An 18,681-nucleotide genomic window follows, 5' to 3' on the forward strand; every position below is an offset into this window, starting at 1 on the left:
TTCTTAGCATTCTACAATCCGTTTATGACCCATATTACACTGCGGTCTCTCGTACGATACCACTACGAACAAGCACCTGCATATGCTGCTCATCGGGCCGGATATCAATGTAACGATCCATCTCGATATCCTTGGCCTCCCACTGCTTCAGTCTGAGAATGTAACCGACTCTGCGCACATGAGGAGCTACTCGGATATGGGCCACTGCCCGCCCGTCTTCGATCCTCTCCAGCGAGATCTGCCCATCCTGCAGCCCGGTTCCCCACACCCAGACATTCCAGCCTTCATAAGACTGATCAGGACGCTCGTAGTACAAAGTTATTGTTCGATAGGGGTGGGGTGACGAGTGCGAGCATGGGTCTAGATCGAGGTGTGGATTCTCAGATGGGTGCAGCATGGAATGACAATCCTGCCCTCTATCTTCTATCGTAACGGGGTCAGCAACACGGACTTCTGCCGACAAGGCAACTTGCACTTGGCCTTCCTGTTCCTCGACGGTGACAGGATCCGTAGAAGGCATCGCATCATGAAGCACCATGATCGACCAACGCGGCACCGTAACACGATCACCACATACGATGCCCAAAGTGTCTGTGCCCGCCTGCCGCTCATTCACAACAATATGCCAGCATTCCGAATCTTCCGGCAGGAACATGGTCTGCTCACGATCCGACCCGTTATAGATGACCACAATATTTCGCCACGTATCCCCACCAGCGTAGCTGTGCAACCGGTAGGCCACGGTATGATCGCTCTCACGCAGCGTCTCCAGATGCTGCTCCACCAGCTCCGCTGACTGCAATCGAAATGCCGGATGACTGCGCCGAAGCAGGATCAGACCTGCATAGTAGTCAAAGACAGCACGAAAACGCGTCTTATGGGTCCAGCGAATACAATTAACGGCATCCCCGCTGCGATAGCTGTTATGATCACCGTACTTGGAGCGCAGTATTTCATCCCCTGCATGTATGAAGGGGATGCCCTGTGAGGTCAAGACAATGCCATTCGAGAGTAAAGAGCGACGCACTGTCTCATCCTCCATCAGTTGGTTCTGATCCAGTAGTGCATAAGGGTCCGCATCCCGAACGGCTTCCTCAGCAGAGCGGCCATCTCTCGGCTCACCCTGATCCCAATCCGGGAAGGCACAGTGCCCGCGCAGCTGCCGCACCGTAATAATCTTGTCCCACAGATTCAAATTATCATGAGCTGTGACATAATTGATGGATTCGGAAGGAGCCTTCGTAAAGTCATAGATCGCTCCCCGAACTCCTTGCATAATCTCGCCTTCTCTATCCCATGCACCTGTAGCAAAGCCGGACCCTTCTCCATCACTATCTCCCTTGATCGCTCCCCGAAAATGATCGTTGAATACCGCAAAACCCTTGCCTCGCTGGCTCCCCTTCAAGGTCTTTTCCTGAAGTGGTGATTCCCCGCCTGTCCATGGCTCTCCATAGATCAGCATCCCCGCGTAGACTTCTTCCCTCAGCTCTTTGGTCAGCTCTGCCACGGTCGGAGTGTCTATCAGCCCCAGCAGATCGAAGCGGAAGCCGTCAACATGATACTCTTCTGCCCAGTAGCGAAGCGAATCCTTGATATATCGGCGTACCATTGGACGCTCACTGGCCACTTCGTTACCGACACCAGAGCCGTTAGACCATTCACCATGCTGGTTTTGACGATAATAATAACCCGGTACGATCGGCTCGAAGGGACCTTCCTCCAAAGCATACGTATGGTTGTAGACCACATCCAATATGACACCGATCCCTGCCCTGTGCAGAGCCAGCACGAGCTCCTTGAACTCTCTGATTCGTACAGCTGGATTACGCGGGTCGCTAGCATAAGAGCCCTCTGGCACATTGTAATGCTGGGGATCATACCCCCAGTTATATTGCGGAGAATGGGCAGGGTCCGCCAGTTCATCAATGGTATGGCAATCGGCTATCGGAAGCAGATGTACATGAGTAATACCCAAATCCTTCAAGTGATCCAGGCCAATGGCCTCTCCATCCTTATTGCATAGACCTGTCCTTGTAAAAGCGGAAAACCGACCACGATCCCCTTCAAAGTCCGCATCCGGATCAGCCGAGAAATCCCGGACATGCAGCTCATAAATAACAGCATCTGTAGGATGTGCACAGTCAGGACGTCGATCCTCAGACCAGCCAGCAGGGTCGGTAGAGCGCAGGTCCAGTACAGCAGATCGCTGTCCATTCGCCGTGACCGCCCGCCCATAAGGGTCAGCGGCATAACGAATATCATGCTTGCCGAAGGTTAGCTTATACATGTAGTAATGGCCAGCCCAATCCCCAGCAACGCAAGCCTCCCACACACCATCATCATGTCGATGCATGGACCATTCCAGGCCACCCTCATCCTGTCTTACCTGCCCCTCTTCATCATAGCTTCCTGCATTCGCATAGATGACGAGCTTGACCTGATCTGCCGTCGGTGCCCACAGGCTAAAATGGCTCATCTGTCTTGTATAGGATAGACCCAGCATACGGTCTGTATAGGCCGTAGCCAGAGAGAAATTGCTTGTCATCGTATCACCACCAAGAAAATTGTCTACATTAAAAAGAACAAATTCCGTGTATAATCCTTCAAGCGGCTACTCGTCTACCGAGCTGTAAGTCCGTATTTACACATTACCCTATCATCAACTTATGCATGGACTATACCGAACTCCTCAGCACCAGCCCATCACAGCTCGGACAGACGGTAGGTTCGTTCCTCCACATGGAAGCTGTCATGATCCTCCCACCACACCTTGCCCCCATAGTAATCCTCGTTGGAGATCACTCTCGATTGGCGGAACACATACAGTATTCTCGTACCCAATGTTGTCTTGAAGTCGACCCCAAGTGCCCCTTGATCCACCTGCGTCACCGTAACCAGGTGAATGCCGTCGGGGGATGCTGCTTCAGCAACATCCTGAATAGATACCATGACCGAGGCCAGGAGATGGACGAGCAGTACCAGAACCATCATAAGTACAAATACCCCATACACCAGCCCTGCACCCAGCTTCTTCAAGCGATGCTCAGTGGTCTTTCTCAATAGTGGATACAGTAGAATCCAAGGCAGCACCATCCATGGGTAGGATATGACCCCAAGCAGCAGCATCAAGTAGATCAGAGCAAGCCATAGCTGTGGCACACGCCGCACTGTATTCTTTCTTACCCGCCACATCCAGGCCGTACACAAAGCTATGTACAGCACAGTAGATACCGTATCGAGCACCGGCCACATCCAGGATACATTCAGGAATCGAAAGAGTGCATACAATACTATGTAGGGCGCTGCCAGATTTCGTATTATTTTATCATACCATTGCTGTAACAATAAGGACCCCTCCTATAATTCTCCATATTATACCGTTCATTATGGCATAATTCCAAAATATGAAGTGTCTATATTGTTATTTTCAGCACATTTCACCGTTCCATGCCCTCAATTATCTGAGCAAACTATATCAAATCAGGAACACCCCTAGAATTAGTCACGGCAAGAGTCCAATTTCCTTCAGTCTGTCAGTACCGTCTTATTCGAATTAGCATAGGTGACAATATTGATGAAAATCATAGTCTAAAAGTGCCTTTCGAAGTGTATGTGAATCGGGGACGGATAAAAAACTCACCGAGGGAAAGATCTCCGTGAGAACCAACGTGTCTTTGTTCATAGACATGCTGTAATCGGTGCACATATGTCATGATGGTCAGAGAGCGTGCTCTCACTCGCTTAGCGTCAAACACAGTTTGTTTGACGACTATAGGCAATTTTTCCCTGTACATAGTCAATTCGTATCATATATTATAGTTTTATATATTGGGTAAAATTTACTATAAGAAGATATTTGGGTGACGGCAGATGAAAATATAACAGCAGTAAAAAAGTAACTGATAATATTAGATAATTTAATTAAAAATACCTGCTTATGACTGCTTATTCAATGCCTACTGACTCAACTGCTTGTGAGTATGTAGAGTAACCTTTAAACGGAGACAGGGAAATATTTAAAGCTACATTAGGGGGAACAATGGTACATCCAGCTTAGTCACGTCTCTTGTACCGACAGATTTGATTGGGTAGAGGCATGAGATAATAATGACTTAACTTTATTGTGATCGTTGATTGTACATCTATTCGAAAGGTTGTGTAGTTATGAAAGAGGGTTACAAGTTTGCCCTTGTGAAATTCACTCTACCGATTGTACTGATGCTTCTGTTGTTAACAGCCTGCGGGGTACCAGTAAAAGAAGAACTATATTCGGAGTCTCTCTCTGAGGATATAAGCAGCACCAACGAACTAACACAAGAAGAGAAAAAACTATATAGTACAGCCGTTGAGTATGCCAATAGTCAAAATACAGACCTATCATCTAAAACAGTGGGTCAAATCATTACTGACGAAAAAGAGAGACAGCGAAAGATTCAGGAAGAAGAAAAAAAGAAAGAGGAAGAACTCAGAAGAAAACAGGAAGAAGCAGAGAGGGAAAAACAAGAAAAAACAAAACTTTTAGACGAATCAGTGAAAGTAGACTTAATCAAGAAAAGTGTAACTTATGAAGATATTGATAAATGGATTTTTAGTGATATCGTTAAAATGACCCTGAATTTTGAGAATACCTCTAAAAGATCTGTTAAAGGTTTTCAGGGTGTTATCACCTTCAAAGACATGTTTGGCAATAAAATTAAATCACTTAACCTTAAGTACGATGAACAACTCTTAGCCGATTCCTCAACTACATATGATGGCTCTTTTGAAGTGAATCAGTTTATGGACGAAGATATTGAGTTGAGAGATACACCAATAGATAAAATTAAGGTTGAATTTGAAATGGATCAAATCATTTTTGATGACGGAACCACTATTAAGCGTAGTGATATCTAAAAAAATTCAGACAATGGTAAGAGGGTGGGTGTGGAAAGTTTCAAGAAGTAACATATTGTGAATCTGTCTCAAGTAGTCAGTTATTAAAAAGCAATTTTAAGCAACCTGAATCCGATATTCATATGTAAAATGCACCCCTTAGAATGGAAATTGGAATAAACTTCTGGTTTATCCGATGAAATCCTAGGGGGTGTATTTTGATATGGCCACTAAAAGATAAAAATATCGCCAAACAACCGAAATGGCAAAAGCCAGAAGACGGTGGATTCATAATCTCAAAGTTTTGATGCAATCCATGATTCTGGATGAAGCTACTCAATAAGGTACTACCAGGAAAAAGCAAAGAAAAACCGATCACTGGACATGATCGGCTATGATGAATAATTTGGTCAAGTCATCTCGCCCTTTCATTTTACGGAAAGGAATACACTGTATTGACAACCTAACCAGACGTTGAACGATTTGAAATTAATTGGTGCGCTTCAATTGCTCATATTCCGCCACGATCTGCTGATGCAGAGGATGATCCGCACCAATGCCTGTGTAGCGCGTAATGGCGGCTGCAATACCCTCGTTCTGAATAACTGCTTGCAGCTCTGCTACTTCCGGGTCCTCGTCATTCTGGAAGATGCAGGCCGCTGCCATTCCTTGCAAGAGATGCTTCGGATGAATACCGTATTCATAAGCTTGAAGCGCAGGGCGCACCAGACGATCATTCGGTGACAGCTTGCGTAGTGGCGAACGGCCGACACGCGATACTTCATCGGTCAAGTTCGGGTTACGGAATCGCTCCAGATTTTTAAGGATATACTTGTCGTGCTCTGCCTGATCCAAGCCAAATCGCTTCACCAGTACCGCACCAGTCTCCTCCAGCGCACCCTTCACAGACGCGAGTACCTGTTCATCCGCGATGGCTTCCTGAATGGTTGAGAAGCCTGCCGCATAGCCCAGATAGGCTGCTACGCAATGCCCGGTATTCACGGTGAACAGCTTGCGTTCAATGTAAGGCTCCAGATTGTCTACATAATGTACGCCACCAATCTCTGCATGGTCTGGCGACATTTGCGAACGATCAACCACCCACTCATAAAAAGGCTCAACCTGCACGTATAGCGGGTCCTCATGATGCTGAATCGGAACAATCCGATCCACCGCTGCATTCGGGAAGAAGATGACACCCTCAGCCTTGGTGCGTGTCTCCTCATCCAGCAAGGCGTACACATGCTCCTTCAGCTGCTGACTGCCACCAATCGCATTCTCGCAAGCGATAATGTGCAGTGGCTGCGCTCCAGCATTCAAGCGCTGTGAGATGCCTTGGGCAATGCCAGGCGCAATCGCTTTGAGGATATTAACGCCCACCGCCGTCGTCACGATGTCTGCTCCAGCTACCGCTGCAGCTACATCCTGAGCATTCTTTCCACTGATGGCTGTTACGTTAGTGACTTGCTCTGTATCCTTCGCATCATTAGCCAGTTCCACTGTATATTCATGACGACTGCTAAGCGCAGAGACAAGCGTATCATTGACGTCTGAGAAGATGACCTCATAGCCCGCTCGGGACAGCAACAGGCCAATGAAGCCACGGCCGATATTACCGGCACCAAAATGGACGGCCTTCATAGCTCCATCTCACTCTCGAAGAGCGCAATGATCTCTTCCGGTGTACTTGCAGAGCGCAGCTTGTTCATATTCTCATCGTCGGAGCAGACAACGGCAATTCCGGTCAGAATCTCCATATGCTCTCCACCTTGGGCGGCAATCCCGATCACCATATAAGCTTTCTCTTCACCAAAATCAACGCCTTGTGGAAATTGAATAATGGAAATACCTGTTGAATGAATGAAGGACTTGGATTCCTTCGTGCCGTGAGGGATGGCAAGCCCGTTGCCTACATAAGTGGAGACAATCTCCTCACGCTCCAGCATTTTGTCGATGTACTCTGCCGAAATATGTCCCGCATCAAGCAGGATCTGTCCTGCCATGCGGATCGCCTCGTATTTGTCAGGCGCCGTAGCGTTCATTTTCACCTTATCTGTTGTCATAATGCTCATAGTATGGTCCTCCCTGTCTCTAGTTTGCTGCGGAAGAATTCGGCCAGGCGATCAGATAAATACGATGAGATCTCTTCCCGGCTTCCCTTCTCCAGCAGCATGATTAATTCTTCTTGTAGTAATAATGCGCTGATCTCGCTCAGTACCTCCAGGCTCTCCTTGGGTAGCTCGCGCGGACCCAGCATCAGCAAGATCTGCGTAACCGGATCACGCGCCTCATCCAGCAGCAATGGCTCCTCCAGATGATACAGTGCAAGAGTAGGCCGCTGTACATCCGGACTTCGAGTGTGGAAGAGGGCTAACGGCGTATCAGGAATTACCTGACTTCCGTGCCGTTCACGCTCCAGCAGAAGCTCTGCGACAGCGTCTGGATTACGAACGGTTCCCCTCCCCACCTCGGAGGTACACAGCTGTTGCATGAGTTCCCTCAACGCCAAGTTCCGGTTATCCACCGGATAGATCTGAAAGTCCTCAATGATTCTTACGATTTCCTGTAGACTGTCACGTAGCCCCATTAACCATCCCAATCCTTGAGTAGGCTCCGCTGCTGCCTTAGGCTTGCCATTTTCCTTACTGAGCGTAATATGCTGTATAAAATGTCGCAGTCGATCGCTCTCCTCCTGCGTGAGGAGCGGGCTGATCTTGAGATATCGGTCTGGCTCCAGAGGAAGATCCACGGTTGAGATGATCAGATCGTAGTCCTCCTTAGGAATCCGGGCCGCCTCGTACCATGAAGCGCGGTCAATAATGCGAATTTGTGGCAGCTCCTTGCCCAGCCGAGTCGCAAGCAGCCGCGATGAGCCAATACCGCTTGTGCATACCACAATTGCTCTTACATCCCTTTGCAGCTGACGCAGCCGCTCCGCCGAAGCACCGAAATGCATGACCAGAAATCCGATCTCCTCATCCGGTAGCAGCACATCTGTCATTCCAACAGCCGCTTCCTTCACGGCCTCGAATAGCTCCTCATAATCCCGCCTGATCTGTTGAAGGAGAGGATTGCGGATGGCATTCCCTTCCTTCAGGCGTTTAATCACTGGTTCAGCATGGGCAATTAATCCCTCACGCAGTAGCCGGTCTTCGCTGTAATGCGTATCCGTCAATATCTCCACGCGCCGGATCAGCTCTCCAACGATCTCCAGCACCTCCAGATCGTCCAGCGGCAGCAAGCGCGTCGAGTCATTCTCTGCAAATCGGAACAGCTGCTTGAAATACTTTCGCTCCGTCTCGGACAGCTCCACTCCCAGCGCCTCCGATAGCTCTGTACTCATGCGTTCGACCATTGCAGAACGAACTCGTTCCTCTTCAGCCTCATGCTCCTGCTTGATCTTCAGTTCCAGTGTCTCTACCCGGCAGCCCTTTCGAATGCGGGCAATGGAGACGGATAGCTGGATCAACAGCTCCATATATTTGCTCTCGACCATACTGTCGAGCCACGGGCTATGCGGCTGCCATAGTGCATTCTCTACCGTAAGAAGGTGCTCGCGCCCGATGATCTCCATGAGCTTCTCCATCGCCGGAGATTCCTGCCCCATCTGGTCTGGACTGAACAGATCCGATTCATCCAGATGCTCGAGAGCTAGCTCCGCCATGGCCCGCCGGATATCGGATTCTTTGCCTGTAATCTCGACTCCGTATCCGCGTCTGCGCACAAGCGTAAGCCCTCGCTTCTCGATCCAGGACTGCAATTCATCCAGGTCATGACTGACCGTGACCACGGTTACCTTGAGGTCCGAAGCGATTGACAGTAGCTTAATCGGCTCCGGATCGTCCAGCAGCACGCATAATGCATAGATCTTTCGCTCCTCCGGCGTCCACTCCACAGACTCCACCTGGAACAATTGTTGCCTGAGCTGAGAAAGCCGCGAGGGATCGGCATCTAGATAGATACCGACCCCGGATTTCTTTTTGAGCTCGATCCCGTGGGATACGAGCTTTTTCTCGACTGCGCTAAGTTCTCGAAGAATTGTTCTTGTGCTGACATTGATACGGGCTGCAATATCTCCAGCCGTTACTTCTTTTGTCTGTTGCAGCAGGAACTCCAGAATTTCACGTTGTCTCTTGGTTATATTCATCGCTTCTCATCAGGAACCGGATTTGAGGCGCTCCACCAGTGCCTCATACTCGGGGCTCTTCAAGAAGTTATCAATCGAGATATGCTCAGCATTCGGTGCAACCGTCTTCGCACGATCTGTCAGCGTCTGCTGCGTAATGACGATATCCGCATCCTGTGGAATCTCACTGATCGCTGTATTCGTCACGACTACATCGACGCCAGCTTCTTTCATTTTTTTCCGCAAAATCGATGCACCCATCGCACTAGAGCCCATACCTGCATCACAGGAGAACACAATCTTGTTCACTTCGGCCTTCATGTTGTCAGCAGCGATGCCTGCTGCACGATCTGCTTCTTTGTTGTCATTTGCAACAATCTTATTGTCGGATTTGCCTTGGTTCTTCATTTCCTTCATTTTTGCAGAAGCTGCTTCCAGATCCTCTTCCTTTTGCTTACCTGTCTTCAGCAGAACCGCTGCAACTAGGAAGGACACGATTGCAGCTACAGCTACACCAGCCAGCATTGGCAGATATCCGCCTTTTGGCGTCATCAGGAAGTAAGCGAAGATACTACCTGGAGACGGGGCCGCTACAAGACCAGCACCTGTCATCATGAATGTAGCTGTACCTGCGATACCACCAGCCATTGCAGCGATGATCAGGATCGGCTTCATCAGAATGTAAGGGAAGTAGATCTCATGAATCCCGCCGAAGAAGTGGATGATAACCGCACCGGGTGCTGAGGATTTCGCAGTTCCGCGGCCAAACAAGCAGTAAGCCAGCAGAATTCCCAGACCAGGACCTGGATTGGATTCGAGCATAAACAGCACGGATTTACCCAACTGACTTGCTTGCTCTGTAGCCAGTGGCGTGAGAATACCGTGGTTGATTGCGTTGTTAAGGAACAGAACCTTACCTGGCTCGATCAACAGATTGACCAGTGGCAGAAGCCCTGCATTCATCAGGATTGCTACACCCGCAGACAAGAACTGACTGATGGCCTGAATGACAGGCCCAATCGCTACGTGCGCTGCCAATGCCAGCAGACCACCAATAATACCTGCCGAGAAGTTGTTAACCAACATCTCAAAACCAGACTTGATCTTCCCATCTACAGCCTTATCAAATTGCTTGATGACCCAAGCACCAAATGGACCAGCTGCCATTGCGCCGAGGAACATTGGAATGTCTGCCCCTACAATGACACCCATGGTCATGATTGCACCGACTACACCACCACGCTGACCATGCACCATGGTACCACCGGTGTAACCGATCAATAATGGGAGCAAGTAAGTAATCATTGGACCTACAAGCTTGCCAAGCTCCTCATTCGGAATCCATCCTGTCGGGATGAACAAGGCCGTAATCAGACCCCAGGCAATAAAGGCTCCCATATTCGGCATTACCATACCGCTCAAGAAACGGCCGAACTTCTGTACCCCTACTCGGATGCCTCCGCTTTTTTGGGACTTTGCGTCCACTGAACTCATATTGATACCCTCCTCAAAAAGTAAAATCTGTGCTCCAACATCATGACCTTTGAACTAGGTATTACGTCGTGCCAGATGAATGAAATAAAAAGCTAAATGCTTAACTTCTTAAATTCATGGTAGATGAAAACGGTATCTTCTACAATCAAATGAAAACCAACTGTCGTCATGAACCTTGATGACATCATTTAAATTTGGAGCACAAAGCTTGATACATAAGGATCGATTAAGCTTGAGCCGATTTCATTTTCAAAATCAAAGAGCATAACTTCCGGATATCAGCCTGTAGGGAGCAGTACCTATCTGACTGAAAGTATGCCCTTTTCACAAGCAGCTCATTTGAGACAAACGACAAATTTTGCACATCGCAAAAAAGCGTGCTGACAACCTTCCTTCGAAGGGTAATCAGCACGCTTGGTATGGCGTTTAGTGGTCGACAGGGTCCCGCTTGCAGCGGGTCTTTACTCACATTTAATCTGGTCAAAATATTAGTGCTTGTTCTAGCTCAATCACACGATTTCCGCAAGGTTCACACGCGCAAGGTTCAAGCAGTTGTAAATTGCGACTTATTGTTATAGGGATAGATATAAGGACTCAATAATCATACTTAGGCAACTCAAACACGACTTAAATATAACATATAAGTAACCCTAATATGACACTAGCCAACAAAATCGGACATAGTCACTTAAGCTAATCCATGCTCTCCAAAGTCGCATATTTCTCAAGCAACTCTCATGAAACTACATGAAAGCGAATAGTGGTTAACCTCAATCTGCTACATGGCTTGTATAGGCCTCAGGGCTCAGAAGCTTGGCTAAAGCCTCCTCCGCGCTATCATCCAACTCAATCTCTATCATCCAGCCCTCCTCATAAGGTGAGGAATTAACCAGCTCAGGAGATGCCTCCAAGGCACCATTCACTTTCACAATCGTTCCACTCACAGGTGCGAACAAGTCAGATACCGTCTTGACAGATTCGATCGTACCAATGCCTTCCCCAGCAGTAACTACGCTTCCTTCTTCAGGTAGCTCAACGAACACGATATCACCCAATTGATGCTGTGCAAAATCGGAGATGCCAACGAGCAATGTGCCTGCATCCGTCTTGCGCACCCATTCATGCTCTTCACTGTACAGATAGTTATCTCTTACCTCGCTCATGCTTCATCCTCATTTCCTAATGATCGTTGGTCATTTCAAGGTCTATGCAGCGTTTAATTCATCCATGCAGCATCGATTTATCATTCATTATCCAGTATCAGCTATTACACGATAAGATTACGCCAAGGTTGAATATGGTGTCAATATAGCTCACAAAAATGTCTGAAGTTATAAAGAACTTTGTCCTCCCGCTAGTGATTCGGCGCGAAGATCAGGAAGGATCAGCCATGAATGTGATTAATTTCATAGAATATGATAATTTTGTTGACATACATCTATGAATCGCGTATTAATGGTTATATAGGTACAGCATACACGAACCTGTAGCAATACACAAAATCATAACAACGTGACGAACGATGCGGATGAAGGTATAGGGAGAGATTATCAATGATCGAATATCTGGCATTAGCTAGTGTATTTCGATCAGGTCAGGCTGAGCCATTGTCGCAGGACCACAGGTAGCGCCGAAGGAGTAAGCAGCACCGTCTGTGAATCTCTCAGGCAAAAGGACCTTTACCGGACGCAACTCTGGAGAGAATCCACCACACGGTGGGTCACCCAAGGGGAAACCTGTGCTCGCATGGGGTAACTCTCAGGTATCAAGGACAGAGCCAAAGAATGATGGATCACGGTAGCAGTATGGCTCCGTGGCGCATTTTTTGGGCTGTCCTTTTTTGCATGACCTGGAACAACATGAGACGCTTAGGAAATGTAGTACGAATCATGATGATGAGGTGACAGACCATGGGCAAATTAAAGCAAACCTCGCTGTTCCCATTGTATGGCGAGCTACCAGGTGTACGATGTATTGATTTTGGAGGCTGGGAGCTACCAGTCCAATTCAGCGGAATTGTGAAGGAACATGAGGCGGTAAGGCAACAGGCTGGACTGTTCGATGTCTCGCATATGGGTGAGTTCACCGTGGAGGGAGCAGATGCCGAGCAATTTCTTCAGCAGATGACGACCAACGATGTAAGCCGACTAGAGAACGGTCAGGCCCAATATACGCTGCTCTGCTATCCCGATGGCGGAGTTGTAGATGATCTGCTGATTTACAAGCGTGGAGAGGGACGCTATATGCTGGTTGTGAATGCCTCCAACATCGACAAAGACTGGGAATGGCTACAAAAGCATCTTACCGGAAAGGTCAGTATGCATAATGTCTCCGATGACACCGCGCTCTTGGCGCTTCAGGGACCAGCTGCTGCAGATATTCTTGCTTCCATCAGCACACTGGAGCCTGCCAGTCTTCAGTCCTTTCGTTTCACCGAGGACGTTGAGGTAGCTGGACATAAAGCCTTGGTATCCCGAACAGGCTACACAGGTGAAGACGGATTCGAGCTGTATCTTCCCATTCAGGAGGCTCCGGGAGTCTGGAAGGCATTGCTAACAGCAGGTGAGTCTCACGGTCTGTTACCGGCAGGTCTCGGGGCGCGGGATACACTGCGCTTTGAAGCCAAGCTGGCACTCTACGGTCAGGAGCTGTCTTCCAGCATTTCACCACTGGAGGCGGGTCTAGGATACTTTGTGAAATGGGATAAAGGCGACTTTGTCGGGCGAGACGCTCTGCTCGCACAAAAGGAAAACGGCGTTCCACGCAAGCTTGTGGGTGTAGAGATGATTGACCGCGGCATCCCTCGTCCGCACTATCCTGTATTCGCTGAGGGAGTACAGATCGGCGAGATTACTACAGGAACCCAATCCCCGACGTTGAAGCGTAACCTTGGATTGGCCCTCATTGATAGTCGATACACAGCTGTAGGCACTCCGCTGGAGATTGAGATTCGCGGCAAGCTCCTCAAGGCCGAGGTTGTTCCTGCACCATTCTACAAGCGAAGCCACTAATCCCACTACAAAGTGAATCTGGAAGGAGCCTGTTGCTGCATGAAACCGCACCGTTATTTACCGATGACCGAGCAAGATCAGGCCGAGATGCTGCGCACCGTTGGGGCGGAGAACATCGAGGATCTGTTCAAAGATATTCCGGAAAACATCCGGTTCAGAGGAGAACTACCTGTCTCCTCCCGTCTGGACGAACGCGCACTGACTCGCCACATGGCTGGTCTGGCAGATCGAAATGCCCATACAGATTCCCATATCAGCTTTCTTGGAGCAGGCATCTATGAGCATCACATTCCATCTGTTATCAATCACATCATTTCCCGCTCTGAGTTCTATACAGCATACACCCCCTATCAACCGGAAATCAGCCAAGGTGAGCTACAGGCGATTTTCGAGTTCCAGTCCTACATCTGCGAGCTCACAGGCATGGCTGTGGCCAATGCCAGTATGTACGACGGTGCCACAGCGTTGGCCGAAGCTGGCTCGCTGGCTGCCGGGGCCACACGGCGCAAGCGTCTTGTCGTCTCGCGTGCCATTCATCCCGAGGCACGTGAGGTGCTGGCTACCTATGCACATGGTCTGAATCTCGACATCGTGGAGGTCGGCTGCAAGAATGGCGTGACGGATGCTGAGGCCCTTGCAGCAGCAGTGAATGAGGAGACCGCAGCTGTACTCGTGCAAAATCCGAATTTCTTCGGAGCTGTTGAGAATGTACGTGCTATAGCTGATCTGATTCATACGTATAAGGGACTGCTCGTGGTCAGCTCCAATCCGATATCACTCGGACTGCTGGAGGCTCCAGGCAAGCTTGGTGCCGATATTGTCGTTGGAGATGCGCAGCCACTGGGTATCTCGACCTCCCTCGGCGGACCGACATGCGGTTACTTCGCTGTCTCCCAGGCGCATATGCGCCGAATTCCCGGGCGGATCGTAGGCCAGACTACGGATCGCAACGGCAAACGTGGCTTCGTATTAACCCTTCAGGCGAGAGAGCAGCATATTCGGCGGGAGAAGGCAACCTCCAATATTTGCTCAAATCAGGCGCTGCTTGCTCTTTCTGCCTCCGTCTATATGTCCGTAATGGGCAGACAGGGTATGGCGGACGTCGCAACTCTGAATCTTCATAAGAGCAGATATGCACTGGAACGCTTGACCTCAATCCCGGGCATTGAGCCTGCCTTTACTTCTTCTACCTTTAATGAATTTAGCATCCGACTTCCAGAAGGCACCGACATGACCAAGCTGCAGTCCAGTCTGTTATCCGCTGGCTTCATCGGCGGGTATGATCTCGGAAAAGCCTATGCGGAATACAAAGACTGTATGCTGATTGCAGTGACAGAGCAGCGGACCAAAGAAGAGATTGACCAATTTGCTAGCACGTTGGAGGGATTGTTATGAACCGACCTGAACAAGATATGCCGCTTATTTTCGAACGAAGCCGTTCGGGCCGTGTCGCATACTCCCTACCGGAATGTGATGTCCCCCAGCAATCGGTTGCTGAGCTTTTGCCTGATTTTGCCTTGCGTAGCGAGCCCGCAGCGTTGCCTGAGGTATTTGAGGTGGATGTCATTCGGCATTATACCGAGCTATCCCACCGCAATTTCGGAGTGGATAACGGATTCTATCCGCTTGGCTCCTGTACGATGAAATACAATCCGAAGGTGAATGAGGATGTCGCCCGTTATGCAGGACTAGCCAAGATTCACCCGTACCAGCCTGAAGAGAGCATTCAGGGAGCTATGGAACTCCTCTACACTCTCCAGCAGGATCTGGCTGGTCTGACTGGGATGGATGCGGTGACGTTGCAGCCAGCTGCGGGAGCACATGGAGAATGGACGGGACTGATGATGATTCGCGCCTACCATGAGAGCCGGGGAGAGCAGCGTACCAAAGTGATCGTACCGGACTCGTCGCACGGTACCAATCCAGCCAGCGCTACGGTTGCGGGCTTCGAGACGGTGACGATCCCGTCTACTGCCGAAGGACTGGTAGATCTTGATGCACTCCGCACGGCAGTAGGTACAGATACGGCGGCGCTGATGCTGACCAATCCGAATACACTCGGCTTGTTCGAGACGCAGATAACAGACATTGCTGACATTGTACATGAAGCAGGTGGACTGCTTTATTACGACGGTGCCAACTCCAATGCCATTATGGGTATTACTAGACCTGGAGACATGGGATTTGATGTAGTCCACCTCAACCTGCACAAGACGATGAGCACACCACACGGCGGAGGTGGACCCGGTGCAGGTCCGGTAGGTGTAAAGCAACTCCTCGTCCCTTTCCTTCCCAAGCCACTGGTTGTGAAGGATGAGCAGGGCAGCTATCGTTGGGATACACAAGCAGACTCCTCCATTGGACGTGTCAAAGCCTACTATGGTAATTTTGGCATCCTAGTACGGGCCTATGCCTACATTCGTACCTATGGTCCATCTGGTCTGCGCAACGTATCCGAATGCGCCGTGCTGAACGCCAATTATATGATGCATCGGTTAGCTCCTTATTTCGAGCTTCCTTATCCAGGCATCTGCAAGCATGAGTTCGTCATGTCTGGCAAAGGCCTCAAGCAATATGGCGTCCGCACTCTGGATGTTGCGAAGCGATTGCTTGATTTTGGGTATCACCCGCCAACCGTATACTTCCCGCTGAATGTCGAGGAATGCATCATGATTGAACCCACCGAGACAGAGAGCAAGGAGACACTAGACGCGTTCATTGACACGATGATTCACATCGCCAAGGAAGCAGAGGAGAATCCTGAGCTCGTGCTGAATGCTCCATATACAACGACTGTCACCCGTCTGGACGAGACTACTGCTGCGCGGAAGCCTGTACTGAATTGTGCGTGTAGTTAGGTCTTCGGCAGCTTAAATCCCACCATAGAGGCGCTGCAAGCGTAAAGGTCTGTCGACAACCCTAATTATTATCATTGCAATGCCCAAGCATTGCAGAGTTCTTCTCCCTCATCCATCAGCAGGCCTATCAAGGGCCTGTTGATGGATGTTTTATTTTCATGTTTTGGGTGTGAACGTAAAAAAGCCGGTATCCTAGGATACCGGCTGCCTTATCGGCGAAAGGTTAGATGTTGGAAAAAGACAAAATTACAGACCTTTCAAAAAAAACGGATGCTAAAGCTTGCCAAGTAGCGAGCTTATGCTTGAATACCTTGTACCAGCTTCACGACTTGCTCAGCTGTCTGCATATTCAGCGCTTCTGCCGCCAGCTTCTCCATCTCTGCACGAGACAGCTTGGAGATCTGACTGCGAGCAGGCAGAATGGAAGTAGCACTCATGCTGAACTCGTCAAGGCCGAGGCCCACCAGCAATGGAATTGCTGTAGCATCGCCTGCCATCTCGCCACACATACCAGCCCATTTGCCTTCGCGATGTGCTGCGTCAATGACCATTTTCACCAGACGAAGGATCGCCGGGTTGTATGGCTGATACAGGTAAGAGACACGTTCGTTCATACGGTCTGCAGCCATTGTATATTGGATCAGATCGTTGGTACCGATACTGAAGAAGTCCACTTCTTTGGCGAACTGGTCTGCCAGTACAGCCGTCGAAGGAATTTCGACCATGATTCCGATCTGGATATCCTCAGATACTTCAGTTCCTTCAGCCACCAGCTTAGCCTTCTCTTCAAGAAGCAGAGCCTTCGCTTCACGGAATTCATCCAGTGTAGCAATCATCGGGAACATGACACGCAGATTGCCGTATACGCTCGCACGCAGCAATGCACGCAGCTGTGTTCTGAAGATGTCTTGACGATCCAAGCAGAGACGTACCGCACGGAAGCCCAGGAACGGGTTCATTTCCTTCGGCAGATCCAGGTAAGGAAGCTCCTTGTCTCCACCGATATCAAGTGTACGCACAACTACAGGTTTGCCTTCCATTCTTTCAAGTACAGCCTTGTAAGCATTGAACTGTACATCCTCGGATGGTAGCTTGTCGCGGCCCATGTACAGGAATTCTGTACGATACAGACCAACAGCCTCACCACCGTTGTCGATAACCCCCGCTACATCGTTCGGTGTACCAATGTTCGCAGCAAGCTCCACATGGACACCATCTGTTGTAACGGTTGGTTGATCACGCAGCTTACGCCATTCATCACGCTGTACATCATAAGCCTGTTGCTTCGCACGATATTCAGCAATCACTTCATCCGAAGGATTAATGAACACATCTCCGTCCAGGCCGTCAACGATGATCACATCACCATGCTTGGCTTCGGACATGATGCTCTTCGTCCCTACAACCGCTGGAATCTCCAGCGAGCGAGCCATGATTGCGGAGTGAGAGGTTCTGCCACCGATATTGGTAGCAAAGCCTTTGACGAATTCGCGGTTCAATTGTGCTGTATCCGAAGGAGTCAGATCCTCAGCAAGTACAATTGTCTCTTCACGAATCTCGGCAGGGCTCATGAACTTCACGCCCAGCAGGTGATTCAGCACACGCTTCGTCACGTCACGCATGTCAGCGGCACGCTCTTGCAGATATGCACTCTTCATGTTCTCAAACATTGAGATGAACTGGTTAGCTGTCTCATTGAGTGCATGCTCTGCATTGACCATCTCATCGCTAATTTTTGCTTTGACCGGATCAATCAGCTCAGGATCTTCGAGAATAAGCAGGTGAGACGCGAAAATCTCAGCCTTCTTCTCGCCCAGCTCCTGCAGCGTCTTCTCCTTGATCGCTTCCAGTTCGGTACGGGATGCTGCCAGCGCAGCATCCAGCTTGGCGATCTCCGCCGGTGCATCGGTTACTGTGCGCTTCTCTACAGAGTAATCAGGGTGCTCCAAGATAAACGCCTTGGCAATTGCGATGCCTGCAGAGGCCGCAATCCCTGAAATCTTATGCATGAACTTCGCCCAGCCCTTCCTTAACCATTACATCTTCCAAAGCTTGCAGAGCTGCTGCAGCTTCAGCGCCCTCACAGATGATGTTGATGGTGTCGCCTTGCTCAAGACCAAGGGACAATACACCCAGAATGGATTTCAGAGTTACTTTTTTGCCGTTAGCTTCAGCAAAGGATTCAGCACCACTGAATTTGTTAGCTGTGTTCACCAGAGCTGTTGCTGGGCGTGCATGGATACCGTCTTCGTCCGTAATTTTGAATGTTTTTTGCATAATCATCTTCCCGCCTTTTTTAAAATATATTATGGAGTTAATC

General features: G+C 49.3%; 13 protein-coding genes and 2 riboswitches. Of the genes, 4 read left to right on the forward strand and 9 right to left on the reverse strand.

Features of this window, described 5'->3' with window-relative positions:
* Positions 1–34: 34 nt before the first annotated feature.
* The gene (gene pulA / locus MKX74_RS20375; protein ID WP_341179643.1) at positions 35–2,545 is read right to left on the reverse strand and encodes a type I pullulanase; all 2,511 of its coding nucleotides are present in this window, start codon (positions 2,543–2,545) and stop codon (positions 35–37) included.
* Between the two features lie 158 nt (positions 2,546–2,703).
* On the reverse strand, positions 2,704–3,345 hold the full coding sequence (locus tag MKX74_RS20380; protein WP_341179644.1) for a hypothetical protein: 642 nt from the start codon (positions 3,343–3,345) through the stop codon (positions 2,704–2,706).
* Positions 3,346–4,164: 819 nt separating this feature from the next.
* Between MKX74_RS20380 and MKX74_RS20385 the strand changes: the two genes are divergently transcribed.
* Positions 4,165–4,893: a hypothetical protein gene (locus MKX74_RS20385; protein WP_341179645.1), complete on the forward strand. Its 729-nt coding sequence runs from the start codon at positions 4,165–4,167 to the stop codon at positions 4,891–4,893.
* A 468-nt stretch (positions 4,894–5,361) separates the two neighbouring features.
* Here MKX74_RS20385 and MKX74_RS20390 read toward each other — a convergent pair whose 3' ends face one another.
* From MKX74_RS20390 to gcvH, 5 genes are all read right to left on the reverse strand, one after another.
* On the reverse strand, positions 5,362–6,513 hold the full coding sequence (locus MKX74_RS20390; RefSeq protein WP_341179646.1) for a mannitol-1-phosphate 5-dehydrogenase: 1,152 nt from the start codon (positions 6,511–6,513) through the stop codon (positions 5,362–5,364).
* A complete protein-coding gene (locus MKX74_RS20395; RefSeq protein WP_341179647.1) occupies positions 6,510–6,944 on the reverse strand; it encodes a PTS sugar transporter subunit IIA in 435 nt (144 codons plus the stop codon). Before MKX74_RS20395 ends, MKX74_RS20390 begins: the two co-directional genes overlap by 4 nt.
* Positions 6,941–9,019: a BglG family transcription antiterminator gene (locus tag MKX74_RS20400; RefSeq protein ID WP_341179648.1), complete on the reverse strand. Its 2,079-nt coding sequence runs from the start codon at positions 9,017–9,019 to the stop codon at positions 6,941–6,943. The genes MKX74_RS20395 and MKX74_RS20400 overlap by 4 nt, the downstream gene beginning before the upstream one ends.
* A gap of 9 nt (positions 9,020–9,028) precedes the next feature.
* Positions 9,029–10,492, reverse strand: a complete 1,464-nt coding sequence (locus MKX74_RS20405; RefSeq protein WP_341179649.1) for a PTS mannitol transporter subunit IICB — start codon at positions 10,490–10,492, stop codon at positions 9,029–9,031.
* Between the two features lie 770 nt (positions 10,493–11,262).
* Positions 11,263–11,655 carry a glycine cleavage system protein GcvH gene (gene gcvH, locus MKX74_RS20410; RefSeq protein WP_025681325.1) on the reverse strand — a complete coding sequence of 131 codons (393 nt, stop codon included), beginning with the start codon at positions 11,653–11,655 and terminating at the stop codon, positions 11,263–11,265.
* A gap of 365 nt (positions 11,656–12,020) precedes the next feature.
* A riboswitch (glycine riboswitch) is annotated at positions 12,021–12,181 on the forward strand.
* Positions 12,182–12,184: 3 nt separating this feature from the next.
* A riboswitch (glycine riboswitch) is annotated at positions 12,185–12,269 on the forward strand.
* A 133-nt stretch (positions 12,270–12,402) separates the two neighbouring features.
* On the opposite strand from gcvH, the gene gcvT reads away from it, so the two are divergent.
* From gcvT to gcvPB, 3 genes are read left to right on the forward strand one after another with little or no spacing between them, the layout of a single operon-like run.
* Complete coding sequence (gene gcvT / locus MKX74_RS20415; RefSeq protein ID WP_341179650.1) at positions 12,403–13,503, forward strand: glycine cleavage system aminomethyltransferase GcvT; 1,101 nt, start codon at positions 12,403–12,405, stop codon at positions 13,501–13,503.
* Between the two features lie 39 nt (positions 13,504–13,542).
* Complete coding sequence (gene gcvPA / locus MKX74_RS20420; protein WP_341179651.1) at positions 13,543–14,898, forward strand: aminomethyl-transferring glycine dehydrogenase subunit GcvPA; 1,356 nt, start codon at positions 13,543–13,545, stop codon at positions 14,896–14,898.
* Positions 14,895–16,361, forward strand: a complete 1,467-nt coding sequence (gcvPB, locus tag MKX74_RS20425; protein ID WP_341179652.1) for an aminomethyl-transferring glycine dehydrogenase subunit GcvPB — start codon at positions 14,895–14,897, stop codon at positions 16,359–16,361. Before gcvPA ends, gcvPB begins: the two co-directional genes overlap by 4 nt.
* 296 nt (positions 16,362–16,657) lie before the next feature.
* Here the strand turns inward: gcvPB and ptsP are convergent, their stop codons facing one another.
* Together ptsP and MKX74_RS20435 are read right to left on the reverse strand one after the other, a co-directional pair.
* Entirely contained in the window at positions 16,658–18,370 is a 1,713-nt protein-coding gene (ptsP, locus tag MKX74_RS20430) for a phosphoenolpyruvate--protein phosphotransferase (RefSeq protein WP_341179653.1), read from the reverse strand.
* Positions 18,363–18,638: an HPr family phosphocarrier protein gene (locus MKX74_RS20435; protein ID WP_025681322.1), complete on the reverse strand. Its 276-nt coding sequence runs from the start codon at positions 18,636–18,638 to the stop codon at positions 18,363–18,365. Before MKX74_RS20435 ends, ptsP begins: the two co-directional genes overlap by 8 nt.
* Positions 18,639–18,681 lie beyond the last annotated feature (43 nt).

The sequence above is a fragment of the Paenibacillus sp. FSL K6-1230 genome, from assembly GCF_038002385.1.
GTDB lineage: Bacteria > Bacillota > Bacilli > Paenibacillales > Paenibacillaceae > Paenibacillus > Paenibacillus massiliensis.